This is a genomic window from Brachybacterium epidermidis (assembly GCF_015209585.1).
GTDB classification, from domain to species: domain Bacteria; phylum Actinomycetota; class Actinomycetes; order Actinomycetales; family Dermabacteraceae; genus Brachybacterium; species Brachybacterium epidermidis.
In genome coordinates this window covers 79,926-102,555 of sequence record NZ_JADEYR010000011.1, presented here as the reverse complement: position 1 = coordinate 102,555, position 22,630 = coordinate 79,926, and the positions used below count along the sequence as shown (strand labels likewise).

The following is a 22,630-nucleotide window of genomic DNA, read 5'->3' as shown; positions in this document are numbered from 1 at the left end:
CTTTCAGTCAAGGATATTCCGCACCACAGCGCTCTGACCTGCCCCGTTCGACACGCCGGGATGCACAGCGTTCAAGCGTCCAGACTGCGCGACTACCTCGACTGAGCGTGACACCGCTGGAGACCACCAGCGGCGCCGGGACCTCCGCCAGGGAGCCCGGCGCCGCTGGCGATGTGCGTGTGGTGCGGGTCGGCGAGGAGGACTGGCGGTCCCACCGTGATCTGCGCCTGGACATGCTCGCCGATTCGCCGCGCGCCTTCTGGGCGCAGCTCGCCGAGGTGCAGGACCGCACCCCGGAGCAGTGGCGCGAGGAGCTGCGCGGCCCCCGCATCCACCTGCAGGCGCGGTGCGGCGACCAGGTCATGGGCAGCCTCGCCGTGCTGCCTCAGGGCTACACCCCCGAGCACGTGATCGGGGAGGACCAGGCGATCCTGGTCTCCCTGTGGGTGCGGCCGGAGGCGCGCGGCAGCGGTGCCTCCCGTGCTCTGTTCCGCGCCGCCGCCGAGCTCGCCCTGGAGCTGGGACGGCCGCATCTGCTGCTCGAGGTCGATGATGCCGGGCATGCCGCGCGTCGGCTCTACGCGCGCCTCGGCTTCACCGAGACGGGCACGCGCCACCCTCGGGAGTCCACCGGTGGCGAGTGGATCGAGTACGAGGGCCGGGCAGAGCACCTGCTCCAGATCTGAGCGGCCGGACCGGGCACCTGCTCGGGATCGGAGCGCAGGCAGGGCACCGGGTACGAGAGGACCCCGCACCGCGATCGGCGGTGCGGGGTCCTCGACGTCCAGGGGCGCGGACCCGTGAGGTCAGTCCTCGGGGATCTGCGGCTTGATGTGGAGTCGTTCGGTCTCGTCGATCACCTCGGAGGCGAGGGGACGCAGCGCATCGGAGTGGGCGCGCGCATGATGGGCGCAGAACATCAGCTCACCGCCGGCCTGCAGGACCACCTTCACGTAGGCCTGGGCACCACAGCGGTCGCACCGATCGTGCGCGGTGAGCCGGGGGGCTTCGAGAGTCAGGTTCATGGTTCTTTTGTAGCACCTGGCGGGTGCGAAACCGAGGTGCGTCCACCTCGGTTCGCTGGCGGCGCAACCTGCTGTGAGGGGCGCCGCAATACCGGGTGCGCGGCTGCCGGGCCCGTAAGATCCACAGGGTGTCCAGTTCCAGCAGCACCCCACGTCCCAGCGCGAAGACCGAGTACGACGCCCGCCACCTGCAGGTCCTCGAGGGGCTCGAGGCCGTCCGCAAGCGCCCCGGGATGTACATCGGGTCCACGGACTCCCGCGGTCTCATGCACTGCTTGTGGGAGATCCTCGACAACGCGGTCGACGAGGCACTGGGCGGGCACGGCGAGTCGATCAGCGTGATCCTGCATCCCGATGCCTCGGTGGAGGTGCGCGACACCGGGCGCGGCGTCCCCGTGGACACCGAACCCCGCACCGGCCTGACCGGCGTCGAGGTCGTCTACACCAAGCTGCACGCGGGCGGGAAGTTCGGCGGCGGTTCCTACGCCGCCGCCGGTGGTCTGCACGGCGTCGGCGCCAGCGTGGTCAACGCCCTCTCGGGCCGGCTCGACGTCGAGGTGGACCGCGCCGGCACCACCTATGCCATGAGCTTCCAGCGAGGCCGGGCGGGCGTGTTCGCCGATGACGGCGAGCCCAGCCCCGATGCGCCCTTCACCCCGGCCGACGGCCCGGCGGAGCTGCGGAAGATCGGCAAGGTCAAGCGCGGCGTCTCCGGCACCCGCGTGCGGTACTGGGCCGATCCGCAGATCTTCGTCAAGGGCTCCCACTTCTCCCTGGACGACCTCACCCGCCGCGCCCGGCAAACGGCTTTCCTGGTGCCCGGGCTGGAGCTGTCGGTCACCGACCACCGGCCCGAGGCCTCGCCCGATCAGCCCGCCACCCGCCGCTTCCACTACGAGGGCGGGATCTCCGAGTTCGTCGAGTACCTCGCGCAGGACGAGAGGATCACCGACGTGATCCGCCTCCAGGGCACCGGCGAGTACACCGAGACCATCCCGGTGCTCGACGCGAACGGGCACATGGTCTCCACCGATGTGGACCGCAGCTGCGAGGTGGACATCGCCCTGCGCTGGGGCTCCGACTACGAGACCACCCTGCGCTCCTTCGTCAACATCGTGGCCACCCCCAAGGGCGGCACCCATGTGGCCGGCTTCGAGCAGGCCATGGTCAAGACCCTGCGCAAGCAGGTGGAGAACCAGGCCCGCCGCCTCAAGTTCAACGCCAAGCACGAGAAGATCGAGAAGGACGACACGCTCGCCGGTCTGACCGCCGTGATCAGCGTGCGCATCGACGAGCCCCAGTTCGAGGGCCAGACCAAGGAGGTGCTGGGCACCCCTGCCATCCGCGCGATCGTGAGCAGGGTGGTCGAGGAGCAGCTCACCGCGTTCCTCACCTCCGGCAAGAAGGGCGAGAAGGAGCAGGCCGCCCTGGTGCTCGACAAGGTGGTCTCCGAGATGCGCGCCCGCATCGCCGCGCGCATGCACAAGGAGGTCTCGCGCCGCAAGAACGCGCTGGAGTCCTCCACCATGCCCACCAAGCTCGCCGACTGCCGCACCACCGACGTGGACCGCTCCGAACTGTTCATCGTCGAGGGCGACAGCGCCCTGGGCACCGCCAAGAACGCCCGTTCCTCCGAGTTCCAGGCGCTGCTGCCGATCCGCGGCAAGATCCTCAACGTCCAGAAGGCGTCCATCACGGACATGCTCAAGAACGCCGAGTGCGCAGCGATCATCCAGGTGATCGGTGCCGGCTCCGGGCGCACCTTCGACCTCGAGGCCGCCCGCTACGGCAAGATCATCATGATGACCGACGCAGACGTCGACGGCGCCCACATCCGCACCCTGCTGCTGACCCTGTTCCACCGCTACATGCGGCCCCTGGTCGAGGCGGGTCGCGTCTACGCAGCGGTGCCCCCGCTGCACCGGGTGGAGATCATCCACGGGGGAGCGAAGAAGAACGAGTACGTGTACACGTACTCCGAGGCGGAGCTGCTCAAGCTGGTGAAGTCCCTCGAGCGCCGCAACAAGCGCTACAAGGAGCCGATCCAGCGGTACAAGGGGCTGGGGGAGATGGATGCCGACCAGCTGGCCGACACCACCATGGACCCCGCCCACCGCACCCTGCGCCGCGTGCGCATCGAGGACGCCGAGGCCGCCAGCGCCATGTTCGAGCTGCTGATGGGCTCCGAGGTCGCCCCGCGCAAGCAGTTCATCATCGAGGGCGCTGAGGAGCTGGACCGCGAGAGGATCGACGCATGAGCCTGGCAGTCCGTGTCATCCCGTGTCTGGACGTCGACGCCGGGCGCGTGGTCAAGGGCGTCAACTTCCAGGACCTGCGCGATGCCGGTGACCCCGTGGAGCTCGCCGCCCGCTACGGCGCCGACGGCGCCGACGAGCTCACCTTCCTGGACGTGACCGCCTCCTCCGGGGGCCGCGCCACCATGATCGACGTGGTCCGGGCCGCCGCCGAGCAGATCTTCATCCCGCTCACCGTGGGCGGTGGGGTGCGCACCCCCGAGGACGTCGATCAGCTGCTGCGCGCGGGCGCGGACAAGTGCGGCGTCAACACCGCCGCCATCGCCCGCCCCGAGGTGATCACCGAAATCGCCAGCCGCTTCGGCAACCAGGTGCTGGTGCTGTCGATCGACGCGCGCCGCGTCACCGACGACACCCCCCAGGGCACCGCTCGCACCGGCTCCGGCTTCGAGGTCACCACCCACGGTGGCCGCCGCGGCACCGGCATCGACGCCGTAGAGTGGATCCGCGAGGTCACTGATCGCGGAGCAGGCGAGATCCTGCTGAACTCCATGGACGCTGACGGCACCAAGGACGGCTTCGACCTCGAGCTGATCGGTCTGGCCCGCCAGGCCACCACCCTCCCGCTGATCGCCTCCGGTGGCGCCGGGGCCCCCGAGCACTTCGCACCCGCGGTGCGGGCCGGGGCCGACGCGGTGCTCGCCGCGAGCGTGTTCCACTTCGGCCAGATGAGCATCGCCGAGGTGAAGCAGGCCCTCGCCGCTGAGGGCATCACCGTCCGGTGAGCGCCCCGCTGTCGGTCAGCACCGATCGCACCGTCGGCGGTGACCGGCGCTCCCGTGCCGCCCGTCGCTTGGCCGTCTCCGCCCTGGCGCTGCTGCTCGCGATCGCGCTGCTGGCCGCCTGGCTGCTGTGGGACAACCGCCGGCTGGACGTGACCACCTACCGGGTCCCGCTCCTCGGCACCGCGGCCTCCTCGGCGGGTTCAGGCATCGGCCCGGCCGGCCCCGTGCGGATCGCCCAGATCTCCGACCTCCACGCCGCCGACTTCGGAACCTTCACCGATCGTCTGCTCGCGGCCATCCGCGAGGCCCAGCCGGACCTGATCGCCCTGACCGGGGACATGATCGACGTCCGCACCCGCGACCTCACCGGGGTGCTGGACCTCGCCTCCGAGCTCAGCTCTCTCGCCCCCACGTACTTCGTGCTGGGCAACCACGAGGCGGACTCCCCGCTGCGCGAGGAGTTCCTGGCCGGGCTCGAGCAGGCCGGCATCACCGTGCTGCGCAACGAGGCAGAGGTGGTCACCCTGGGCGGCACCGAGCTGATCATCGCGGGCATCGACGACCCGCGCGTGGATCGCGCCGACGGACGCACCGCCTCCTCCGCACGGTCCGACGCGGCCCTCGCCCTGCACGGCCTGGGAGCGGAGGCCGATGAGCTGCCCATCATCCTGCTGGCTCACCGCCCGGAGCTGCTGGAGGACTACGCCCGCACCGAGGCCGACGTGGTGCTGTCCGGCCACGCCCACGGCGGCCAGGTGCGCCTGCCCGTCATCGGTGCGCTGTTCGCCCCGCACCAGGGCTGGCTGCCCGAGCTCACCAACGGGGTCCACACCCGCGAGGGCACCACCATCGTGATCAGCCGGGGGCTGGGCAACTCGATCGCCGGGGTGCGGGTGAACAACCCGCGGGAGCTCGTGGTGCTGGATCTGGAGCGCGGTCTGGTCGGAGACAGCCTGGGCCCGCCTGCCGGGGACGCTCACCCACGGGCAGTTCCTGACAGCCGTGCGGGAGCCGGGGACTCTCCAGGAGCTCGCCTCCCTCGTCCGGGGCCTGATCAGTGCCGGTCTCAGCGCTCCACGCGGTAGGTGACCCCCAGGGTGAGCGCCCCGCCGGGCGGCAGCACCTGCGCGGCGTCCTTCGCCACTGCCGGCTCCACGCACACGAAGTCGGTCCAGGCGTCGTTGGGCATGTCGGCCATCTCCGCCGCCGACTGCGACCACGGGTTCCACACCACGGTCTTCGCGGTGCCGCGGGGGGAGGAGACGATCCGGCGGGCCCCGGCCACGTCCTCGATCACGACCTCCGCGTTGACGCCGTACACGCGGTCGGTCGCGCCGCTCAGCCTCAGCACGGGCTCCTCCTGCCGGAACTGCTCCAGGTCCCGTGTGTTGTCGAAGTAGTCCCCGCCCTGCAGGCCCCGGATCTCGATCTCGCGCACGTCACCCACGGCGAGGTACGTGTGCAGGGCTGCCTCGGCCTCGATCTCCTCGCTGCCCGCGGTGAGGGTCAGATCCACCGACAGGTCCGCGCCGATGCGGAACACGGCGTCCGCCCGGATCCCGGTGCCGTCGGGATCGGCTCCCTTCAGCGCCAGCTCGAGCACCACGTCGTCCCCGTCGAAGGAGGCGGCGGTGAGCTCCCAGGGATGGTTGCGGATCCACCCGTGCTTGACCGGCCTCTCACTGTCGCGACCGGGTCCGAACCAGGGGACGACCAGGGGGATGCCCCCTCGGATCGCGGCGCCGTCCCCGTACTCCGAGAGCTCGCTGAGCCACAGCACGTCCTGTTCACCGGCCGGGGCCCAGCTGGTCAGGTGCGCGCCGTCCAGGTGCAGCACGGCGCGGGCGGCCGGGGTGTCCACCACCAGCGCCTCGGTGCCGTGCACGCGCTCCTGGCTCACGCCGGGCGGCAGGGGGACAGGCGCGGGCTCGGTCGCAGGAGTCATGGTGTGATCATCCCACCGCGGCGATCGGCACGGCCACCGGCGTGCCGGAGCCGTCGCGGCGGCCCGTCGGCTCGGGCAGCTCGATCGGCTGCCCCGCCTCGGAGCTCGCCCGAGCGGGATGCGGCACCACCCAGGCGCCGATCAGCACGTCCTCGCCGCGCAGGAAACGGTGACAGCGCACACCGCCTGTGGCCCTGCCCTTGGCGGGGTACTCGGTGAAGGCGGCGACCTTGAGGGAGCCCGTCTGCAGCACCGGCAGGGTCCCGGAGGAGCCGGCCACGGTCACCACGTCCGCCGGAGCGGTCACGTCGACCACGCCGAAGGAGACCACGTGGGCTCCCGCGGCCAGCTTGATCCCGGCCACGCCCCCGGCCGCCCGCCCCTGGGGTCGCACACCGGAGGAGGGGAAATGCAGCAGCTGCGCGTCGGAGGTGACGAACACCAGGTCCAGGTCCGCATCGTCCTCCAGGTCCACGGCGCCCACCACCCGGTCGCCGTCCTTCAGCGCGACGATCTCGAAGCCGTCGGCGCGGGGGAAGTCCAGCTGCACCCTCTTGACGACGCCGTGGCGGGTGCCGAGCGCGATCGCGCCGCCGCGGGCCACGTCCCCCTCCGCGAGGCGGATCAGCGCCAGCGGCCTCTCCTCCTTCTCCAGGTCGATCAGGTCCACCAGGCGGGTGCCCCCGGCCAGCGACGGCGCACCGGCGGTGGGCGCGAGGGACGGCAGGTCCACCACGTTCACCCGCAGCACGCGCCCCAGGTCCGTGACCACACCGACCTCGGAACGGGTGGTGGTGGCGACGTCGGAGACCACCACGTCGTGGGAGCCGCGCGGCCCCTCCCGCAGCAGCGGTCCCTCGCCTGCCACCCGCGCGATCAGACCGGTGCCCGTCAGCAGCACCCCGCAGGGCTCGTCGGCCACCTCGAGGGAGCCGCCGGCGGTGGCCACGGGCTGCTCCGCGGCTTCCAGCAGCACCGTGCGGCGAGGCGTGCCGTGCTCGGCGGCCACCGCGGCCAGCTCGTCGGAGACCAGGCGCCGCAGCACCTCGTCGGAGCCCAGGATCTCCTGGAGCCTCTCGATCTCGGCGCGCAGCTCGTCGCGCTCGCCCTCCAGCTCGATCTGGGAGAACTTCGTCAGGCGCCGCAGGCGCAGCTCGAGGATGTACTCGGCCTGCACCTGGGTCAGGTCGAACACCCCCATCAGCCGGGTGCGGGCGGTCTCGGCGTCATCGCTGGAGCGGACGATCTGGATCACCTCGTCGATGTCCACGATCGCCAGCAGCAGGCCCTCCACCAGGTGCAGCCGGTCCAGGCGCTTGCGCAGGCGATGCTCCGTGCGGCGCCGCACCACCTTCAACCGGTGGTCCACGAACACCTCGAGCAGCTGCTTGAGGCCCAGGGTGCGTGGCTGGCCCTCCACCAGCGCCACGTTGTTGATGCCGAAGGACTCCTCCAGCGGGGTGTGGCGGTACAGCTGCTGCAGCACCGCCTCCGGGTCGAACCCGGACTTCACGGTGAGCACCAGGCGCAGGCCGTGGTGGCGATCGGTGAGGTCCTGGTAGTCGGTGATGCCCTGGACCTTCTTGGCCTGCACCGCATCGCGCAGCTTCTCGGCCACTTTCTCCGGGCCCACCTGGTACGGCAGCTCCGTGACCACGATGCCCTTGCGGCGGCTGGTGACGTTCTCGATCCGCGTGGTGGCACGCATCCGGAAGGAGCCGCGGCCGGTGCGGTACGCATCCCGCACGCCCTCCAGGCCGATGATCCGACCTCCGCTGGGCAGGTCCGGTCCGGGGACGAAGCGCATCAGCTCCTCGAGCTCGGCATCCGGGTGGTCGATCAGGTGGCGCGCGGCAGCGATGGTCTCCACCAGGTTGTGGGGGGGCATGTTCGTGGCCATGCCCACCGCGATGCCCGCCGCCCCGTTGACCAGGAGGTTCGGGTACTGCGCGGGGAGCACCTCGGGCTGGGTGAGCTGGTTGTCGTAGTTCGGCACCAGATCCACGACGTCCTCGTCCAGCGAGTCCGTCATCAGCAGTGCTGCCTTGGCCAGGCGCGCCTCGGTGTAGCGGGGCGCTGCCGGCCCGTTGTCCAGGGAGCCGAAGTTCCCGTGGCCGTCGATCAGCGGCAGGCGCATCGAGAACGGCTGCGCCATGCGCACCAGCGCATCGTAGATCGCGGTGTCGCCATGGGGATGGAGCTTGCCCATCACCTCGCCCACCACGCGCTGGCTCTTGACGTGGCCCCGGTCGGGCCTCAGCCCCATCTCGGCCATCATGTAGAGGATGCGACGCTGCACGGGCTTGAGACCGTCTCGGGCATCGGGCAGCGCACGGGAGTAGATGACGGAGTAGGCGTACTCCAGGAAGGACGTCTCCATCTCGCTGGTGACGTCGATGTCGAGGATCGTCTCCGCGACCTTCTCGTCACCGGCCGGGGGCTGCGTGCTGCGGGATCGGGCCATGGGGGACATCATGGCAGGTGGAGGGCCCGGATCCCGGCAGGCCGGAGTGTGGATCGCGTCAATCCGGGGCATGCCCCGATAGGATCCGGGACATGGCAGCCGGCGCGAAGGTCCCCGCCCCGACGACGCCGCCCCTCCTCGCAGGAGCCCGCCCGCGCGCCCTACCCGGCGCACTGGGAGGCCGACATCGCCCTGCGGGACGGATCCGCGGCCCACCTGCGCCCGATCCTGCCCAGCGACGCGGAGGCCCTCCAGCGCTTCCACGAGCGGCAGTCCGAGCAGTCCCGCTACCTGCGGTTCTTCGCTCCGATGCCACGACTGTCCACGAAGGACTTGGAGCGCTTCACCGTGGTGGACCACCGCGATCGGGTCGCCTTCGTGGTGCTGGTGGGCACGGAGATCATCGCCGTGGGCCGCTACGACCGCATCGGGCCGGACGAGGCCGAGGTGGCGTTCAACGTCTCCGACTCCCGCCAGGGGACCGGCCTGGGCTCGGTGCTTCTCGAGCACCTGGCCGCCGCCGCGCGCGAGCGCGGGATCGGCACCTTCACCGCCGAGGTGCTGCCGCAGAACACCAAGATGTTCCACGTCTTCTCCGAAGCCGGTTTCGATGTGAGCCGTGCCTACGACGATGGCGTGGTGCAGGTCTCCTTCCGCATCGACCCCACCGCCCGTTCCCTGGCGGTGATGGCCGAGCGCGAGCACCGCGCCGAGTCCCAGGCGATGGAACGGCTCCTGCACCCCTCATCGGTCCTGCTGGTGGGGGTCTCCACCCGCGCTGACTCTCCCGGTGGCCGCTTCCTGACGGCCCTGGAGGCCTCCGGGTTCGACGGTGGCATCCACGTGGTCGCCAGGGATGCCTTCGAGATCCGCGGGCACCCTGCCCACGCCCGGATCGCCGATGTGCCCGGCCCTGTGGACCTCGCGGTGATCGCGCTGCGGCCCGAGGCCTGCCTCGATGCGATCGAGGAGTGCGCCGCCATCGGGGTGCGCTCAGTGGTGATCCCCACCGAGGGGTTCAGCGACACCACCGACGGGCGCCGCCTGCAGCGGGAGCTGGTGGCCCGCGCGCGCAGGCACGGCATGCGCCTGCTGGGCCCGGGCTCCTTCGGGTTCCTGCGCACCGGGAAGGATCCCCTGTCCGTCTCGCTGTCCCCGGCGCTGCCTGCCGCGGGCCGGGTGGCGCTGGCCGGGCAGTCCAGCGCCCTGACCGCGATGCTGCTGGCCGGTGTGGATGCGCGCGGCGTGGGGCTGCACGAGTTCGTGGGCGTCGGCAACCGGGCCGACGTCTCCCTCAACGACTGCCTCCAGCACTGGGAGGACGACGACCGCATCGATGTGATCGGCCTGGCCCTGGAGTCGATGGGCAATCCCCGCAAGTTCAGCCGCATCGCCCGGCGCCTGACCCGCCGCACCCCTCTGATCGTGCTGCGCCCACCGTCCCCGGGCTCCGTGCTGCCTCCCGGGCACGACGTGCGCCGCTCCACCCTCCCGCGTCGGGCCCTGGACCAGGTGCTGGAGGCCGCCGGCGTGGTGCAGACGGGCTCCGTCGAGCACCTGATGGACGTGGTGGACGCCCTGGGGCGGCAGGGCCTTCCCCACGGCACCCGCGTGGGCCTGCTCTCGAACACCCCGGCCCTCGGCGCGGCCCTCAGGGGAGCCGCCGACGAGTCCGGCATGCACGTGGTCGCGGACAACCGCAGTGTGCCGCTGGCCGCCGATCAGCGGCTGGTCCAGCGCGCCTTCACCTCCATGGCCGCGCTCGGCCATGTCGACGTGGTGATCGCGGGCGTCCTCGATCCGCTCACCGGGGACTCCGTCGAGGTGATCCGCCAGATGTCGCTGGTGGCCCGGCACAGCGAGGTGGTGCTGCTGGTGTGCCTGATCACCAGTCAGGACCGCTTCGAGAAGGTGCGCCGTGCCGTCCGTGCCGATGCCTCGCTGCCTCCGGTCCATGCCACCCCGTCCCATGCCGTGCGCGCCGCCACCGGCATGCTGGCGGCGCTGCGCCGCCCGGCCGTGGGCGAGGCTGATCCGGCCGTGCGCGATGACGTGGACCGGGCTGGTGCCCGAGCCCTGGTCGAGCGCCTGGTGCCGCAGCGCGGAGCAGGTCCCGTGCCCCTCGATGCCGAGGACGTCTCCTCCCTGCTGGCCGCCTACGGGATCCCCGTGCTGCGGTCGATCAGGGTGGCGGATGCCCAGGAGGCGGTGTCCGCTGCGGAGGAGCTCGGGTACCCGGTCGCCCTCAAGAGCACGGACCCCGTGCTGCGCCACCGGGCCGATCTGGGCGGGGTGCGGCTGGGTCTCGCCGATGACGCACAGCTGCGCCGCGCCCACGAGGAGATGCGCCGCGAGCTCTCCTTCTCCAGCGCCCCGCTCGAGGTCCAGTCCATGGCGGCCGCCGGCGTGCCGGTGGTGGTGCGCAGCACGGAGGATCCCTCCCTGGGGCCCGTGGTCTCCCTGTCCCTGGCCGGTGATGCCACCGACCTGCTGGACGACATCGCCTACGCGATCCCGCCGCTCTCGGAGCAGGCCGCCTCCGCCCTGGTGGACGCCCCGGCGACGGCGGTCAAGCTGCGCGGGGTCCGCGGGCTGCCGCCGGCCGATCGCGCCGCCCTGGCCGACATCGTGGTGCGGGTGGGGCTGCTGGCCGAGGACCTGCCCGAGGTGGCGCAGCTGGAGCTGTACCCCGTGGTGGTGGCCCACAGCGGCGCCGCCGTGGTGGGGGCGCGGGTCGATCTCGCACGGGCGCCCAACCGCACCGACGGCGCACGCCGCGTGCTCGGCACCGTGGGAGACTGGATGGATGACGACAGCACTTCCCGCTGAGCTCCTCGCCGATCTCGAGACGGCGGGGTACTTCCCCCAGACGGCGGCAGCGAGCATGGAGGCCTCCCTGCGGGGGGCACGGCCGCTGGGCTACCTGGTGCGGCCCGAGACCACCTTCGACGGCCCCGAGGTGCGCCGTCACCTCACCGTCCTGGTGCTGACCGCCACCCACCTGCTGGTCACCCACCTCGATGACGATCCTGCCGATGCCCTGAACCCCAGCCAGGTAGTGGCCACCACCGAGCGCGTGCGCCTGCAGCGGGTGAGTGGCACGGGCCTTTCCCAGGTGTTCGACACCGATGGGCAGCGCGTCCCGCAGCAGGAGGCCGAGGTGACCATCGGGATCACCTGGAACGGCACCCGCCGCATGGACCTGGAGCGGGCGGTGTGCGATGACCCCTCCTGCGAGGTCGACCACGGCTACACCGGGACCCTCGCGCCCGCCGATCTCGCCCTGCGCGTGAGCGCCTTGGCCGACGGCCCGCGCGCCGTCGCCGATGCGCTGCGCTTCCACGGCCTGCTGGTCGACGCGATCGACGCGCTCGACGACGCCCGGGGCTGAGAGCGCTGAGCGCTGCCACCGGTCAGGACCCACAGGACACGGGTCTCGCACCCGGGCTGCTGGACGCCCCGTTCGCGGGCGGCCTGCATCCAGGGCTGCTGGACGTGCTGGCGCCCCTGGCCACCGCCCCGGAGCCAGGCCGCGACCTGGTGGTGCTGGTGGACGGGCTGGGAGCCGATCTGCTCGTGCAGCACCGGGCCCTCACCCCGACCCTGCGGCGCCTGGAGGGGCAGACCACGCGTGTGCGCACCGTGTTCCCCTCCACCACCGCCACCGCCATGGTGTCCCTCCACACCGGCCTGCCGCCCCTGGTGCACGGGGTGCTGGGGCTGACCACCCGCGACCCGGCCACGCGACAGGCCGTCCACGAACTCACGGGTGCCGCGGGCGTGGACCCGAGGGCGTGGATGCCGGAGCCCACCCTCCTGCAGCGCAGCGGGCGGCGAGCCGTGCAGGTGGGTCCGCGCCGCCACGCAGGCAGCCACCTCAGCGGGATGGCCTACCGCGGGTGGGAGTTCCAGGGCCACGGGCGCGAGGACCGCCTCGAGGTGACCCTGCGTGCGGTGCGCCGCGCCGGGCCTGACGGGCTGGTCCACCTCCACGTCGACGACGTGGACCACGCCGGGCATCACCACGGGATCGACTCCGTGCAGTGGAGGGACGCGCTGATGGAGGTGGACGCCCTGCTGGGTGCGCTGCTGCGCAGGCTCCCGGGAGGCACCCGGGTCCACGTCACGGCCGATCACGGCATGGTGGACACCTCGCCCGAGCGCACGATCGAGCTGGGAGCCCCCCCCCACCTGGAGGGACTCATCGCGGGCGTGGCGGGGGAGCCGCGGGCCCTGGCCCTGTTCGCGGAGCCCCGCGCGGGAGCCATGGAGGAGCTCGCCGCCGGGCTGCAGGACCTGCTGGGGGAACGGGCCGTGGTGATGGTGCGCGATCAGCTGCTGGCCTCGGCCCTGCTCGGACCTGTCGGCACCCCCATCAGCGACAGGGTCACGGGGCGCGTGCCCGACGTGATGGTGCTGGCGCGGCAGAACTGGACCGTGGACCTGCTGTCCCACCGCCCCGCCGGGACGAAGCCCCTGATCGGTGTGCACGGCTCGCTCACCGCCGCGGAGTCCTGGATCCCCCTGGTGCGAGCCGTCAGCTGAGCGCGGCGACGGCCCAGCGGCCTGGACCGCCCGGTAGGGAGGGCCGTCAGTCGTGCTTGGAGCCGAAGACGATCTCGTCCCAGCTCGGCATCGAGGCGCGCTTGTTGCGAGACTTCCCCGACTTCTTCGAGGCGGGCCTGCGCGACTGCTCCCCCTCGGACTCCTGCGCGCGCTCCTGCTCGAAGCCGGGCAGGGGAGTCAGGTCCACCGTGTCCTGGTAGTCGGGCTGAGCACCTCGGGAATCCTCCGCCGGGTCGCCCTCGGCTCCGTCGCCCTCGCCGTCGGTCGGCGATCCGCTCCCGGACAGGTCGTCGTCATCAGCGGGGTCCCTGTCCTCCTCCCGGGTGGCAGCAGGATCCTCGGAGGCGGCCAGATCAGTGCTCTGATCATGCTCGGCCCGCTCCCGACTGTGCTCGCTCCAGGCCTCCTGGTCCGGATCCTCGCCCCCGGCAAAGCCCCCCTGTGCGGCCGGGCCGGGTCGCGCGACGTCGCGGTCGACCTCGCCGTCCGCGCCGGCGCCGTCGATCGCCTGGTCCTGGTCGACCTCGGGATCATCGAGGCTGGACCACACACCGATGCTCTCCGGATCCTCCTCGTCCTGACCGGCGCCGCCCTGCGAGGCATCCCGCTGGGGAAGGGGGCGCAGGCCCCGGCGCGCGTTGAGGGCATCGAGCTCGGACTCGTCGATCGCTGCGGGGTGGTCGCTGGAGACCGGGGTGCGGCGGCGCGGACGGCCCGCGCCCTCGTCGAAGGAGCCGTCGGCCTCCAGGTCGTACACCGAGCTCTTGACCGCCACCAGGCGCGCCCGGCCGCGGGAGGGCTCCGGGTCAGCGTCCTCGTCGCTGATCCAGCGGGCCTCGTCGTCCTTGGCGGTGACCGTTCGGTTGTCCATGTCCACCACCCAGTGCGCCTGGCGGGCGCGCCCGGCGGCGGAGAAGGTCAGCTCCAGCGCCCAGGTTCCGTCGCTGCGCCGCCATGCATCCCAGGCCGTGTCGGGGGAGGCCTGGCGCGCGGCGAGGCGCTCGGCCACGATCTCCTCGAGTGCCGGCCCGCCCCGGCCCACGTGGAAGCTGCGGGCGCGCTGCGCGGTCCACGCGCGCTCGGCGAGCACCGGGCCCTCGTAGCGGCGCACATGGTCCACCGGGATCTGCGACATCTCCGCGATGTCCTCCGCGCTACGACCGGATCGCAGCATGGCCTGGATGTCCTTGGGGCGCAGTGCGCCGGCCTCGGCCGCCCGGATCATGCCCAGTGCGGGGCGGTCGCGGCGCACGGCCGCACGGAGCGCCTCGTCGATGCGCAGCGTGTAGCGCTCACCGTCGGAGTCGGTGAGGATCAGGTGCTCCCCGTCGTCGTGGATCCCGTCGAGCTCGAGCTCTCGCATCGTCGTCCTCTCCGTCGGAGACCTGTCGGTCGGGCCATGTCGCTGCTGCGGTGTACGGGCACGACCCTATCCCGCCGCGCCTGCAGTCCCTGCGTCCGTTCCCAGGGGGCGTGTTGTCGGCCGCAGAATGCTCTGCAATAATGCCGCCGCATTCGACGTTGCCACGCGGAGCTGCACTCCTCGTGCAGGACCGGCTCAGGGTCGGCAATACCTCTGACAACCAGGAACGGACCGTAGATGGCCACAGATTACGACGCCCCGCGCAAGACCGACGACGAATCCGGTGAGGACTCGATCGAGGAGCTGAAGGGCAGGCGCAGTGAAGCCGCCGCCCCCACGGTGGACGAGGACGAGGCCGAGGCGGCCGACTCGTACGAGCTGCCCGGCGCGGACCTCTCCGGTGAGGAGCTCTCGGTGCGGGTGCTGCCCCGCCAGGCCGACGAGTTCACCTGTGCCAGCTGCTTCCTCGTGAAGCACCGCAGCCAGATCGACCACGTGGAGGGCACCCTCATCTACTGCAAGGAGTGCTCCGCCTGATCAAGGCGCGACCTCCCCGCGGCGCGGTGCATCGTCAGTCGACGGTGCGCCGCGCCGCTCTCACTGCCAGGGCCAGATCCTCCGGACGGCGCGAGGACGCCACCCACGCAGTGGTGGGGTCCGTCTCGTCCAGCACCTCCATGCGCACCCCCGAGTGGATCCAGCCGCGCGTGCAGTGATGGGCCATGGGCTCGAAGTCCTGACCCATCACCCGTTCCCACTGCTCGCCCTCCAGCACCACCGGCTCGCCCAGCAGTTCCACCGGGATCCGGGCCCTGCCCAGGGTCAGCTGCCCGTCGCGCACCTCCAGCACCGGGGAGCTGACGTAGGCCAGTGCGCAGACCACCACCAGAGCCAGCACCCCCACCACGGCGGCCAGGGTGTACGACAGCGGCACCAGGATCACACCGAAGGTGGCGCCGAGGAGGGCGATCACGATCCAGGCGCCGGGCCCCGGCAGCAGGCGCTCGTGGAACACGGGCGCCGTCGGGCGAGCGGGGACAGGGGACGCTGCGGGGCGGGGCTGATCGGGCATGACGGCATGGTCTCACGCACCCCTGGGACCGGCTCCTCCTGCGCAGCCCCTACCCTGGGTCCATGTCCGACGACCAGACCGCTCCGCGCACCACCTTGCAGATCCGGCTCGAGCCCGGCGTGCCGCTGCCGCATCGCGCCCACGCCGACGACGCCGGCCTGGACCTGACCAGCAGTGAGGATCTGGAGATCCCCCCGGGCGGGCGCGCACTGGTGGACACCGGGACCGCCGTCGCCCTGCCCACGGGCACCGTGGGACTGGTCTGCCCCCGCTCGGGCCTGGCCTCCCGCCACGGGATCACCGTGCTGAACGGCCCGGGTATCGTGGACGCGGGCTACCGCGGCCCCATCCGGGTGCCGCTGCACAACACCGACCTCGACCAGCCCTTCGCCCTGCGCCGCGGCGACCGCATCGCCCAGCTGGTGATCGTGCCGTTCCTGGCCCCTGCGCTGGAGCAGGTCGACGAGCTCGACGACACCGACCGGGCCAGCGCGGGCTTCGGCTCCAGCGGCGGCTTCGGTCCTGGCCACCGGAAGGAAGGCTGAACGCATGGCACTGTTCTCCCGCGGGCGCCGCAAGGACGCCCCCACGCACCGCGCCGACGAGGCCGCCGCCTCGACCTCTGAGGCCGACGACGCCGAGACCGACGACACCGCCGACGCATCGGAGGCCCGCCCCGAGCACCTCGAGGCCGGCCCCTACGACCAGCCCGATGCCCCCGAGGAGGACCGCATCGACCTGGGCGGTCTGCAGGTGCCGACCATCGACGGCATGGAGCTGCGGATGGAGGTGGACCAGCGCACCGGCACCGTCACCGGCGCGAACATGGTGATCGACGGCTCCTCGCTGCAGGTGCAGGCCTTCGCTGCGCCGAAGTCCCGCGGCCTGTGGGACGAGGTGCGGACGTCTCTGCGGGATTCCGTGGTCAAGCAGGGCGGCACCGCCGAGACCCGCTCCGGAGCGTTCGGCACCGAGCTGATCACGCGCCTGCCGGTCAACCGGGCCGACGGCCGCACGGGGTACCGCCCGGCCCGTTTCATCGGCGTGGACGGCCCGCGCTGGTTCCTGCGCGCGATCCTCACCGGCCCCGCCCTGTCGGACAGGACGAAGTCTCGCCGCTTCGAGACGCTCATCTCCCGCCTGGTGGTGGTGCGCGGCGGCGACGCCATGGCACCCCAGGAGCTGATCCCGCTGACGCTGCCCGGCCAGCGGCCCGGGCTGATCCCGCAGAAGGCGGCGCTGATCGATCCGCTCGAGCGCGGGCCCGAGATCACCGAGGTCGGATGAGTCCCCGTTCCGCCGCGAATGGAAGCCGTCCCGGGGCGCGGGGAGGGGGCGCCCCGGACACCGTCGCCTCGATCGACGACCGCCGCAAGGCGCACCTGGCGGGCGTGATCAGCTCCCTGGTGGTGCTGCCGCGCAGTGCGGCACCCGCGGTCGAGGCCGAGCTCGACGACGGCACCGGCACCATCGCCCTGGTCTGGCTAGGCCGCGACCGCATCCCCGGCATCGAGCCCGGCGCGCGCCTGTCCGTGACGGGCTTCGCCGCCCGGCGCGGCGGCCGCCGGGTGATGTACAACCCCCGCTACGAGATCACCCGGATCAGCGGTCAGGAGGAGACATGAGCACCACCCCTGCCGAACCACCGGCCGCAGGTCAGTCATCCCCTCAGCGGTCCCCGGCCCGCTCCCGGGGTGTGGGCACGCTGCTGCAGCAGGAGCAGTTCTCCGTGGCCGAGGCCGTGGGCGGCCCGCGCGGCGTGATCGAGTCCGTCGTCCCCACACTGCTGTTCGTCGTTCTCTACGTGGCCACCCGATCGGTGATGATCTCCGCGGTGGCGGCCGTGGCCGTCGTGGTGCTGGCGCTGCTCGCACGGATCGTGCAGCGCCAGAGCCCTGCCACCGTGCTGGGCGGGCTGCTGGGCGTGGCGCTGGGCGCCGTGCTCGCCGTGCGCAGCGGCGAGGGCAGCGACTTCTACGCACCGGGGATCGTGATCAACGCGGTGGCACTGGGCGTGCTGCTCATCTCCCTGCTCGCCCGTCGCCCCCTGGTGGGACTGTTCATCGGGATGCTCGACCCGCGGGTGGAGGACTGGGCTCAGGACCGCGATGCCCGTCGCGTGTACGCCCGGGCCACGTGGCTGTTCGCCGGCCTGTACGCCGCCAAGCTCGCCGTCCAGGTGCCGCTGCTGCTGACCGGACAGGTGGCCGCGCTGGGGGTGGCGAAGCTCGCCATGGGGCTGCCGGCGTTCGCGGTGATCGCCTACCTGGTGTGGCTGATGCACCGCTCCCTTCTCAGCCGTCGTGCGGCTCGTCAGCCGGAGCCAGCAGGCGCTCCATCGCCCCCACCTCCGCCGGCTCGGCAATGAACAGCAGCTCGTCCCCGCTCTCGAGCGCGTCGTGAGGGGTGGGGGCCATCGGACGGCCGTCCCGGATGATCCCCACCGGCACACAGCCCGTCGGCCAGCGCATGGACCCCACGGTGCGGCCCACCGCGGGGCTCGAGGCGGGCAGCGTGATCTCCACCATCTGGGTGTCGCTGCCGGCGAACTGGAACAGGCGCACCACGCGACCCACGCTCACGGCCTCCTCCACCAGGGCGGTGATCATCCGCGGTGTCGACACCGCCACGTCCACCCCCCACATGGGGCCGAACATCCACTCGTTGTCGGGATGGGAGACGCGCGCCACCGTGCGCGGCACCAGGAACTCCGTCTTGGCCAGCAGGGAGACGACCAGGTTCACCTTGTCATCGCCCGTGGCGGCCACCAGGACGTCGGCCTCCTCGATCGCCGCCTCGCGCAGCACGCCCAGCTCCGCCGCGTCGCCGCACACCCACTGCGCCCCCGGCAGCGCGGTGCGCCGCTCGGGCGTGACCTTGCGGTCGATGAGCACCAGGCGGTGCCCCTTCTCCATCAGCTCGCGGGCGATGGACCTGCCCACGCTCCCGGCCCCCACGATCACGATCTTCATTCCCGCTCACCCCGCAGTGCCCGGTCGTAGCTCTCCCGCACCTCGTCCTCGTCGCGCTGGTGGGCCAGCTGCGTCTCCACTCTCTCGAGCTGACCGGTGGGCACCAGCAGGTGCAGGCGGTCGCCGTCCTGCACGTGCGCGTCGACACCCGGGAGCACGCCCTCACCGAAGCGGGTCAGGTGGGCCACCCGGGAGCCGGTCTCGCGCTCCACGTGCGACAGAGGGGTGCCGATCCACGACGGGTGCGGCTGGAGGGCGATCATGGTGAGAGCGCCGGAGACGTCCCGGTACTGACGCTCAGGGGTTCCCGGCAGGAGCCGGCCCATCACCTGGGCCGCGGCCCAGCGCACCGTGGGCACCGTGGCGATGCCGAGCCGCTCGTACACCTCCGCCCGGTGGGGGTCGTAGATGCGGGCGACCACGCGGCGCACCCCGAACTCCTCGCGCACCACGCGGGCCGCGATGATGTTGGAGTTGTCCCCGCTGGACACGGCGGCGAAGCCGGCCGCCTCACGGATGCGGGCCCGCTCCAGCGTGGTGCGGTCGAAGCCCAGCCCGGCCACCCTCTCCCCGGCGAAGTCGCGTCCCAGACGCGCGAAGGCCGCGGGATCCTGGTCGATCACGGCCACGGTGTGGCCCCGATCGACCAGCGACGCGGCGAGCATCGCGCCCACCCGCCCGCAGCCCATGATCACGAAGTGCATCGATCTCTCCTCCGGTGCGCCCGTGGCGCTCGGTGCGGCACGTGCGAGGGTCACGATAGACCCATGGCCCTGCGGGCTTACAGTTGACCGCGTGCCGGGCCTCACCACCTCCACCATCAAGCGAGCGCTCCTGGGCCGCGCCTTCGCCACGGAGGACCTCTCACGCGAGCGACTGCCCAAGCGACTCGCACTGCCCACCTTCGCCTCCGACGCCCTCAGCTCCGTCGCCTACGCGCCGGACGAGATCCTGCTGACCCTGGCGCTGGCCGGGATGACGGCCTACGCGGTCAGTCCCTGGGTCGCGCTCGCCGTGGTGGCGCTGATGGCGGTGGTGGTGGCCGCCAACCGGCACAACGTCCAGGAGTACCCCGACGGGGGCGGCGACTACCGGGTGGTGCAGGACAACCTCGGCCAGCGGGCAGGTCGCGTCGTCGGCAGCGCCCTGCTGGTGGACTACGTGCTCACGGTGGCCGTGTCGATCTCGCAGGCCGCGCACTACACCACCGGCGGCCTGCCCGTCCTCCACGGATGGGAGACGTGGATCGCGATCGGCCTGATCATCCTGGTCACGCTGGTGAACCTGCGCGGGGTGCGCGAGTCAGGCCGCACCCTCGCGATCCCGGTGTACCTGTTCATGGGATCGCTCGGCCTGCTGCTGCTGCTGGGCGCGGTGCAGGCCCTCACCGGCACTCTGGGGCACGCGCCCAGCGCCGGCTACGAGATCGAGCCGGATGCCGCCTTCGACCAGGGGCTGACCGCCCTGGGCGGAGCACTCCTGGTGCTGCGCGCCTTCTCCTCGGGCTGCGCTGCGCTCACGGGCGTGGAGGCGATCAGCAACGGGGTCCCGTCGTTCCGCCCTCCGAAGTCCCGCAACGCAGCCACCACGCTCGTGATCCTGGGGGCGATCTCCTCAGTGTTCATCCTGGGCATCATCGTGCTGGCCGGCGCCACCGGGGTGCGCTACGTGGAGGATCCCGCCACACAGCTCACCCGGGACGGCGCGCAGGTGACGGACTACCAGCAGATCCCGGTGATCGCCCAGATCGCCCAGGCGGTCTTCGGGGGCGGCTCACCGCTGTTCTACGTGGTCCTGATCAGCACCGGGGTGGTGCTGTTCCTGGCCGCCAACACGGCGTTCAACGGCTTCCCCAACCTGGCCTGTGCCCTGGCCCGCTCACGGAACCTGCCCCGCCAGCTGCGCCAGCGCGGCGACAGGCTGGCCTACTCCAACGGGATCCTGGCCCTGAGCCTGGCGTCGATCCTGCTGGTGTGGCTCACGGGTGCCCGCGTGAGCCTGCTGATCCAGATGTACATCGTGGGGGTGTTCGTCTCCTTCTCCCTGGCGCAGCTGGGCATGACGATCCACTTCAGCAAGCAGCTGCGGGTGATCACCAGCGGGGTTCAGCGCCGGAGGATCGCACGCCGTCGCGCGGTGAACGCCTTCGCCTTCGCGGTCGTCACGCTGGTGCTGGTGATCGTCCTGGTCACGAAGCTGCCGCACGGTGCGTGGGTGGCGGTGTCGGCGATGCTGCTGCTGTGGCTGCTGATGTCCGGCGTCCACCGTCACTACCAGCGGGTGCGCAGCGAGTTGGCTCTGCCCACCGACCAGGAGGATCCGATGCCGCGGCCGGCCAGGTCCCCCGCCCTGGTGCTGGTGGCCTCCCTGGACCGCCCCACCATGAGAGCCCTCGCGGTGGCCTCGGCGACCCGCCCCACCACCATCGAGGCGATCATCGTCGACGACGAGGACGTGGACTGGCGGGCGGTGGCAGATCGCTGGCGCGATCTGGATGTGCAGATCCCCCTGCGGGTCCTGTACGCGCCCTATCGGCAGTTCAGCGCGCCGGTCCTTGCCCACGTGATGAACCTGCTCTCACGCAGCCCCCGGGACGAGGTGGTCGTCTACATCCCGGAGTTCCTGGTGGGACACTGGTGGGAGGCACTGCTGCACAACCACTCCGCGCGGCGGCTGAGGGCCCGCCTCGAGCACCTGCCCCGTGTGGTCGTGGCCACGGTCCCCTGGCAGCTGGGGAGCGCGCAGGAAGCCGTCGACCAGGTGCAGGACGAAGTGCGCTCTGCCGCACTGCGAGGAAGGGGGAGGGCGCGATGAGCCCCGACCAGGACCACCGCCACGCCGATGAGGCCGGCGCCGCCCGGCACCTCACCCTGACGGTCGGCGCTCCGGCGGCCGGCGGGACCTTCGTGGCGCGCCACGAGGGCCGCGTGGTCTTCGTTCGTGGCACCGCACCTGGGGAGACGGTGACCGCTCGAGTGCTGGAGGACCCGAGCGAGGCGACTTCCGCCCGGTTCTGGCGCGCCGAGACGGTGGACGTGCTCGAGGCCGGTCTGGACCGGGTGCCCACCGTGTGGCCCGAGGCCGGTGTGGACGGCGTGGGCGGAGCCGAATGGGCCCACATCGCGCTGCCGGCCCAGCGCCGCATCGCCACCGAGGTCATGCAGGATCTGCTGCGCCGTGCGGGGGTGACCTCCTACCCGCTCCAGGACGTCCAGGTCGAGCCCGCTCCCCACGACATGGACGGCCTGGGCTGGCGCACCCGGGTGCGCTTCGCGGTGGACGAGCACGGCCGGGTGGGCATGCGCGGATGGCGCTCCCACGAGGTGCGTGAGGTCGGCGACAACCCGCTGGCGGCCCAGGCGATCCGAGATCTCGGCCTGGGAGCCTGGACGGCGCCGCCCGGGACCGAGGCCGTCGATGTCGTGGCGCCGTCGGCAGGGCCGGCGAGCGTCGTGCTGATCGGTCGGGAGCTCGATCCGGCAGGGCTCGAGGTCCCCCAGGCGTGGGGTGATGCGGATGTAAGCGTGCGCACCGCGCGCGGTCTGGTTCCGCTGCACGGGGACGGCACCGTGCGCGAGCGCGTGGGGGAGCGGCTCTTCACCGTCTCCGCGACCGGCTTCTGGCAGGTGCACCGGCGGGCCGCCGAGCTGCTCTCCGAGGTGGTCAGCGATGCGCTGCGCGCACCTCGCGGCGGCAGTGCGTGGGACCTCTTCGGCGGTGTCGGCCTGTTCGCGGCCGTCGCCGCGGATCAGGTGGGCCCCGACGGGCAGGTGCTGACCGTCGAGGGCAACCGGCGCGCCTCGGTCCTGGCGGCGGAGAACCTCCAGGACCTGCCCCAGGTGAGCGCGGCCACCGCGGATGTCACCGACTGGGTGCGCGCCCGCAAGGGAGGGGTGGACTGCGTGGTGCTGGATCCGCCGCGCAGCGGAGCAGGCGTGGAGCTGATCGGGCTGCTGACGGCGAAGGTGCGCCGCCGCATCGTGTACGTCTCCTGCGAGCCGTCCACCCTGGCCCGGGACCTCGCCGCCGCCGAGCGTGCCGGATGGTCGGTGGTGGACGTGCGCGCCTTCGACCTGTTCCCGCACACCCACCACATCGAATCGGTGACGGTGCTGGAGCCCGGATCCACGCGCTGAGGACTCCGACACCCACCTCGAGACCGACGCCGCTGCCGCGGCGAGCA

21 protein-coding genes are annotated in these 22,630 nt (G+C 72.1%); 14 read left to right on the top strand and 7 right to left on the bottom strand.

All coding sequences use genetic code 11. The features are described 5' to 3' along the window. The first annotated feature begins 107 nt into the window (after nt 1-107). The gene (locus IOE58_RS10485; protein WP_193866330.1) at nt 108-686 is read left to right on the top strand and encodes a GNAT family N-acetyltransferase; all 579 of its coding nucleotides are present in this window, start codon (nt 108-110) and stop codon (nt 684-686) included. 120 nt (nt 687-806) lie between these two features. Here the strand turns inward: IOE58_RS10485 and IOE58_RS10480 are convergent, their stop codons facing one another. Then, on the bottom strand, nt 807-1,025 hold the full coding sequence (locus IOE58_RS10480) for a DUF7455 domain-containing protein (RefSeq protein ID WP_193866329.1): 219 nt from the start codon (nt 1,023-1,025) through the stop codon (nt 807-809). 128 nt (nt 1,026-1,153) lie between these two features. Between IOE58_RS10480 and IOE58_RS10475 the strand changes: the two genes are divergently transcribed. From IOE58_RS10475 to IOE58_RS10465, 3 genes are read left to right on the top strand one after another with little or no spacing between them, the layout of a single operon-like run. After that, nucleotides 1,154-3,283 carry a DNA gyrase/topoisomerase IV subunit B gene (locus tag IOE58_RS10475; RefSeq protein WP_193866328.1) on the top strand — a complete coding sequence of 710 codons (2,130 nt, stop codon included), beginning with the start codon at nt 1,154-1,156 and terminating at the stop codon, nt 3,281-3,283. Further along, nucleotides 3,280-4,065: an imidazole glycerol phosphate synthase subunit HisF gene (gene hisF / locus IOE58_RS10470; protein WP_193866327.1), complete on the top strand. Its 786-nt coding sequence runs from the start codon at nt 3,280-3,282 to the stop codon at nt 4,063-4,065. The genes IOE58_RS10475 and hisF overlap by 4 nt, the downstream gene beginning before the upstream one ends. Further along, nucleotides 4,062-5,150 carry a metallophosphoesterase gene (locus IOE58_RS10465; protein ID WP_193866326.1) on the top strand — a complete coding sequence of 363 codons (1,089 nt, stop codon included), beginning with the start codon at nt 4,062-4,064 and terminating at the stop codon, nt 5,148-5,150. The genes hisF and IOE58_RS10465 overlap by 4 nt, the downstream gene beginning before the upstream one ends. Here IOE58_RS10465 and IOE58_RS10460 read toward each other — a convergent pair. Then, the gene (locus IOE58_RS10460) at nt 5,132-6,010 is read right to left on the bottom strand and encodes a D-hexose-6-phosphate mutarotase (protein WP_193866325.1); all 879 of its coding nucleotides are present in this window, start codon (nt 6,008-6,010) and stop codon (nt 5,132-5,134) included. The two genes, IOE58_RS10465 and IOE58_RS10460, sit on opposite strands and share 19 nt — an antisense overlap. A 7-nt stretch (nt 6,011-6,017) precedes the next feature. Beyond that, nucleotides 6,018-8,474, bottom strand: coding sequence for a DNA gyrase/topoisomerase IV subunit A (locus IOE58_RS10455; RefSeq protein ID WP_193866324.1), 2,457 nt, complete (start codon nt 8,472-8,474; stop codon nt 6,018-6,020). A gap of 48 nt (nt 8,475-8,522) precedes the next feature. Between IOE58_RS10455 and IOE58_RS10450 the strand changes: the two genes are divergently transcribed. The 3 genes from IOE58_RS10450 to IOE58_RS10440 all read left to right on the top strand — a co-directional run bounded on the left by IOE58_RS10450 (nt 8,523) and on the right by IOE58_RS10440 (nt 13,019). Beyond that, nucleotides 8,523-11,303 carry a bifunctional acetate--CoA ligase family protein/GNAT family N-acetyltransferase gene (locus tag IOE58_RS10450; RefSeq protein WP_348981948.1) on the top strand — a complete coding sequence of 927 codons (2,781 nt, stop codon included), beginning with the start codon at nt 8,523-8,525 and terminating at the stop codon, nt 11,301-11,303. Beyond that, on the top strand, nt 11,281-11,865 hold the full coding sequence (locus tag IOE58_RS10445) for a DUF5998 family protein (protein ID WP_193866323.1): 585 nt from the start codon (nt 11,281-11,283) through the stop codon (nt 11,863-11,865). The genes IOE58_RS10450 and IOE58_RS10445 overlap by 23 nt, the downstream gene beginning before the upstream one ends. A gap of 104 nt (nt 11,866-11,969) precedes the next feature. After that, nucleotides 11,970-13,019: an alkaline phosphatase family protein gene (locus IOE58_RS10440; RefSeq protein WP_348981947.1), complete on the top strand. Its 1,050-nt coding sequence runs from the start codon at nt 11,970-11,972 to the stop codon at nt 13,017-13,019. A 46-nt stretch (nt 13,020-13,065) separates the two neighbouring features. Here IOE58_RS10440 and sepH read toward each other — a convergent pair whose 3' ends face one another. Continuing rightward, complete coding sequence (gene sepH, locus IOE58_RS10435; RefSeq protein ID WP_193866322.1) at nt 13,066-14,403, bottom strand: septation protein SepH; 1,338 nt, start codon at nt 14,401-14,403, stop codon at nt 13,066-13,068. A 237-nt stretch (nt 14,404-14,640) separates the two neighbouring features. Here sepH and IOE58_RS10430 point away from each other — a divergent pair, with 237 nt between their 5' ends. Continuing rightward, nucleotides 14,641-14,940 (top strand): DUF4193 domain-containing protein, encoded by a 300-nt coding sequence (locus IOE58_RS10430; protein WP_017823650.1) that lies wholly within the window; start codon nt 14,641-14,643, stop codon nt 14,938-14,940. A 34-nt stretch (nt 14,941-14,974) separates the two neighbouring features. Here the strand turns inward: IOE58_RS10430 and IOE58_RS10425 are convergent, their stop codons facing one another. Continuing rightward, nucleotides 14,975-15,475: a DUF3093 domain-containing protein gene (locus tag IOE58_RS10425; protein WP_193866321.1), complete on the bottom strand. Its 501-nt coding sequence runs from the start codon at nt 15,473-15,475 to the stop codon at nt 14,975-14,977. Nucleotides 15,476-15,537: 62 nt separating this feature from the next. Between IOE58_RS10425 and dut the strand changes: the two genes are divergently transcribed. The 4 genes from dut to IOE58_RS10405 are packed head-to-tail and all read left to right on the top strand — an operon-like array spanning nt 15,538 to nt 17,843. Then, a complete protein-coding gene (dut, locus tag IOE58_RS10420; RefSeq protein ID WP_193866320.1) occupies nt 15,538-16,020 on the top strand; it encodes a dUTP diphosphatase in 483 nt (160 codons plus the stop codon). Nucleotides 16,021-16,024: 4 nt separating this feature from the next. Next, complete coding sequence (locus IOE58_RS10415) at nt 16,025-16,762, top strand: DUF3710 domain-containing protein (protein WP_193866319.1); 738 nt, start codon at nt 16,025-16,027, stop codon at nt 16,760-16,762. After that, the gene (locus tag IOE58_RS10410) at nt 16,759-17,100 is read left to right on the top strand and encodes an OB-fold nucleic acid binding domain-containing protein (protein ID WP_193866318.1); all 342 of its coding nucleotides are present in this window, start codon (nt 16,759-16,761) and stop codon (nt 17,098-17,100) included. The genes IOE58_RS10415 and IOE58_RS10410 overlap by 4 nt, the downstream gene beginning before the upstream one ends. Next, nucleotides 17,097-17,843, top strand: coding sequence for a DUF3159 domain-containing protein (locus tag IOE58_RS10405; RefSeq protein WP_193866317.1), 747 nt, complete (start codon nt 17,097-17,099; stop codon nt 17,841-17,843). The genes IOE58_RS10410 and IOE58_RS10405 overlap by 4 nt, the downstream gene beginning before the upstream one ends. On the opposite strand, the gene IOE58_RS10400 is transcribed toward IOE58_RS10405, so the two are convergent. Both IOE58_RS10400 and IOE58_RS10395 read right to left on the bottom strand, forming a co-directional pair. Further along, nucleotides 17,770-18,447, bottom strand: a complete 678-nt coding sequence (locus tag IOE58_RS10400; protein WP_193866316.1) for a potassium channel family protein — start codon at nt 18,445-18,447, stop codon at nt 17,770-17,772. The genes IOE58_RS10405 and IOE58_RS10400 overlap by 74 nt on opposite strands. Next, a complete protein-coding gene (locus tag IOE58_RS10395) occupies nt 18,444-19,151 on the bottom strand; it encodes a potassium channel family protein (protein ID WP_193866315.1) in 708 nt (235 codons plus the stop codon). Before IOE58_RS10395 ends, IOE58_RS10400 begins: the two co-directional genes overlap by 4 nt. A gap of 91 nt (nt 19,152-19,242) precedes the next feature. On the opposite strand from IOE58_RS10395, the gene IOE58_RS10390 reads away from it, so the two are divergent. Beyond that, on the top strand, nt 19,243-21,261 hold the full coding sequence (locus tag IOE58_RS10390; protein WP_348981945.1) for an APC family permease: 2,019 nt from the start codon (nt 19,243-19,245) through the stop codon (nt 21,259-21,261). Continuing rightward, on the top strand, nt 21,258-22,583 hold the full coding sequence (locus IOE58_RS10385) for a class I SAM-dependent RNA methyltransferase (RefSeq protein ID WP_193866313.1): 1,326 nt from the start codon (nt 21,258-21,260) through the stop codon (nt 22,581-22,583). Before IOE58_RS10390 ends, IOE58_RS10385 begins: the two co-directional genes overlap by 4 nt. The last annotated feature ends 47 nt before the right edge of the window (nt 22,584-22,630 follow it).

Excerpts from the sequence above, each read along its gene's own strand:
- IOE58_RS10430 (WP_017823650.1), top strand. The coding sequence starts at position 14,641 with ATGGCCACAGATTACGACGCCCCGCGCAAGACCGACGACGAATCCGGT.
- IOE58_RS10425 (WP_193866321.1), bottom strand. The coding sequence starts at position 15,475 with ATGCCCGATCAGCCCCGCCCCGCAGCGTCCCCTGTCCCCGCTCGCCCG.
- IOE58_RS10455 (WP_193866324.1), bottom strand. The coding sequence starts at position 8,474 with ATGGCCCGATCCCGCAGCACGCAGCCCCCGGCCGGTGACGAGAAGGTC.
- IOE58_RS10405 (WP_193866317.1), top strand. The coding sequence starts at position 17,097 with ATGAGCACCACCCCTGCCGAACCACCGGCCGCAGGTCAGTCATCCCCT.
- IOE58_RS10385 (WP_193866313.1), top strand. The coding sequence starts at position 21,258 with ATGAGCCCCGACCAGGACCACCGCCACGCCGATGAGGCCGGCGCCGCC.
- dut (WP_193866320.1), top strand. The coding sequence starts at position 15,538 with ATGTCCGACGACCAGACCGCTCCGCGCACCACCTTGCAGATCCGGCTC.
- hisF (WP_193866327.1), top strand. The coding sequence starts at position 3,280 with ATGAGCCTGGCAGTCCGTGTCATCCCGTGTCTGGACGTCGACGCCGGG.
- IOE58_RS10400 (WP_193866316.1), bottom strand. The coding sequence starts at position 18,447 with ATGAAGATCGTGATCGTGGGGGCCGGGAGCGTGGGCAGGTCCATCGCC.
- IOE58_RS10460 (WP_193866325.1), bottom strand. The coding sequence starts at position 6,010 with ATGACTCCTGCGACCGAGCCCGCGCCTGTCCCCCTGCCGCCCGGCGTG.
- IOE58_RS10410 (WP_193866318.1), top strand. The coding sequence starts at position 16,759 with ATGAGTCCCCGTTCCGCCGCGAATGGAAGCCGTCCCGGGGCGCGGGGA.
- sepH (WP_193866322.1), bottom strand. The coding sequence starts at position 14,403 with ATGCGAGAGCTCGAGCTCGACGGGATCCACGACGACGGGGAGCACCTG.
- IOE58_RS10415 (WP_193866319.1), top strand. The coding sequence starts at position 16,025 with ATGGCACTGTTCTCCCGCGGGCGCCGCAAGGACGCCCCCACGCACCGC.
- IOE58_RS10480 (WP_193866329.1), bottom strand. The coding sequence starts at position 1,025 with ATGAACCTGACTCTCGAAGCCCCCCGGCTCACCGCGCACGATCGGTGC.
- IOE58_RS10445 (WP_193866323.1), top strand. The coding sequence starts at position 11,281 with ATGACGACAGCACTTCCCGCTGAGCTCCTCGCCGATCTCGAGACGGCG.
- IOE58_RS10395 (WP_193866315.1), bottom strand. The coding sequence starts at position 19,151 with ATGCACTTCGTGATCATGGGCTGCGGGCGGGTGGGCGCGATGCTCGCC.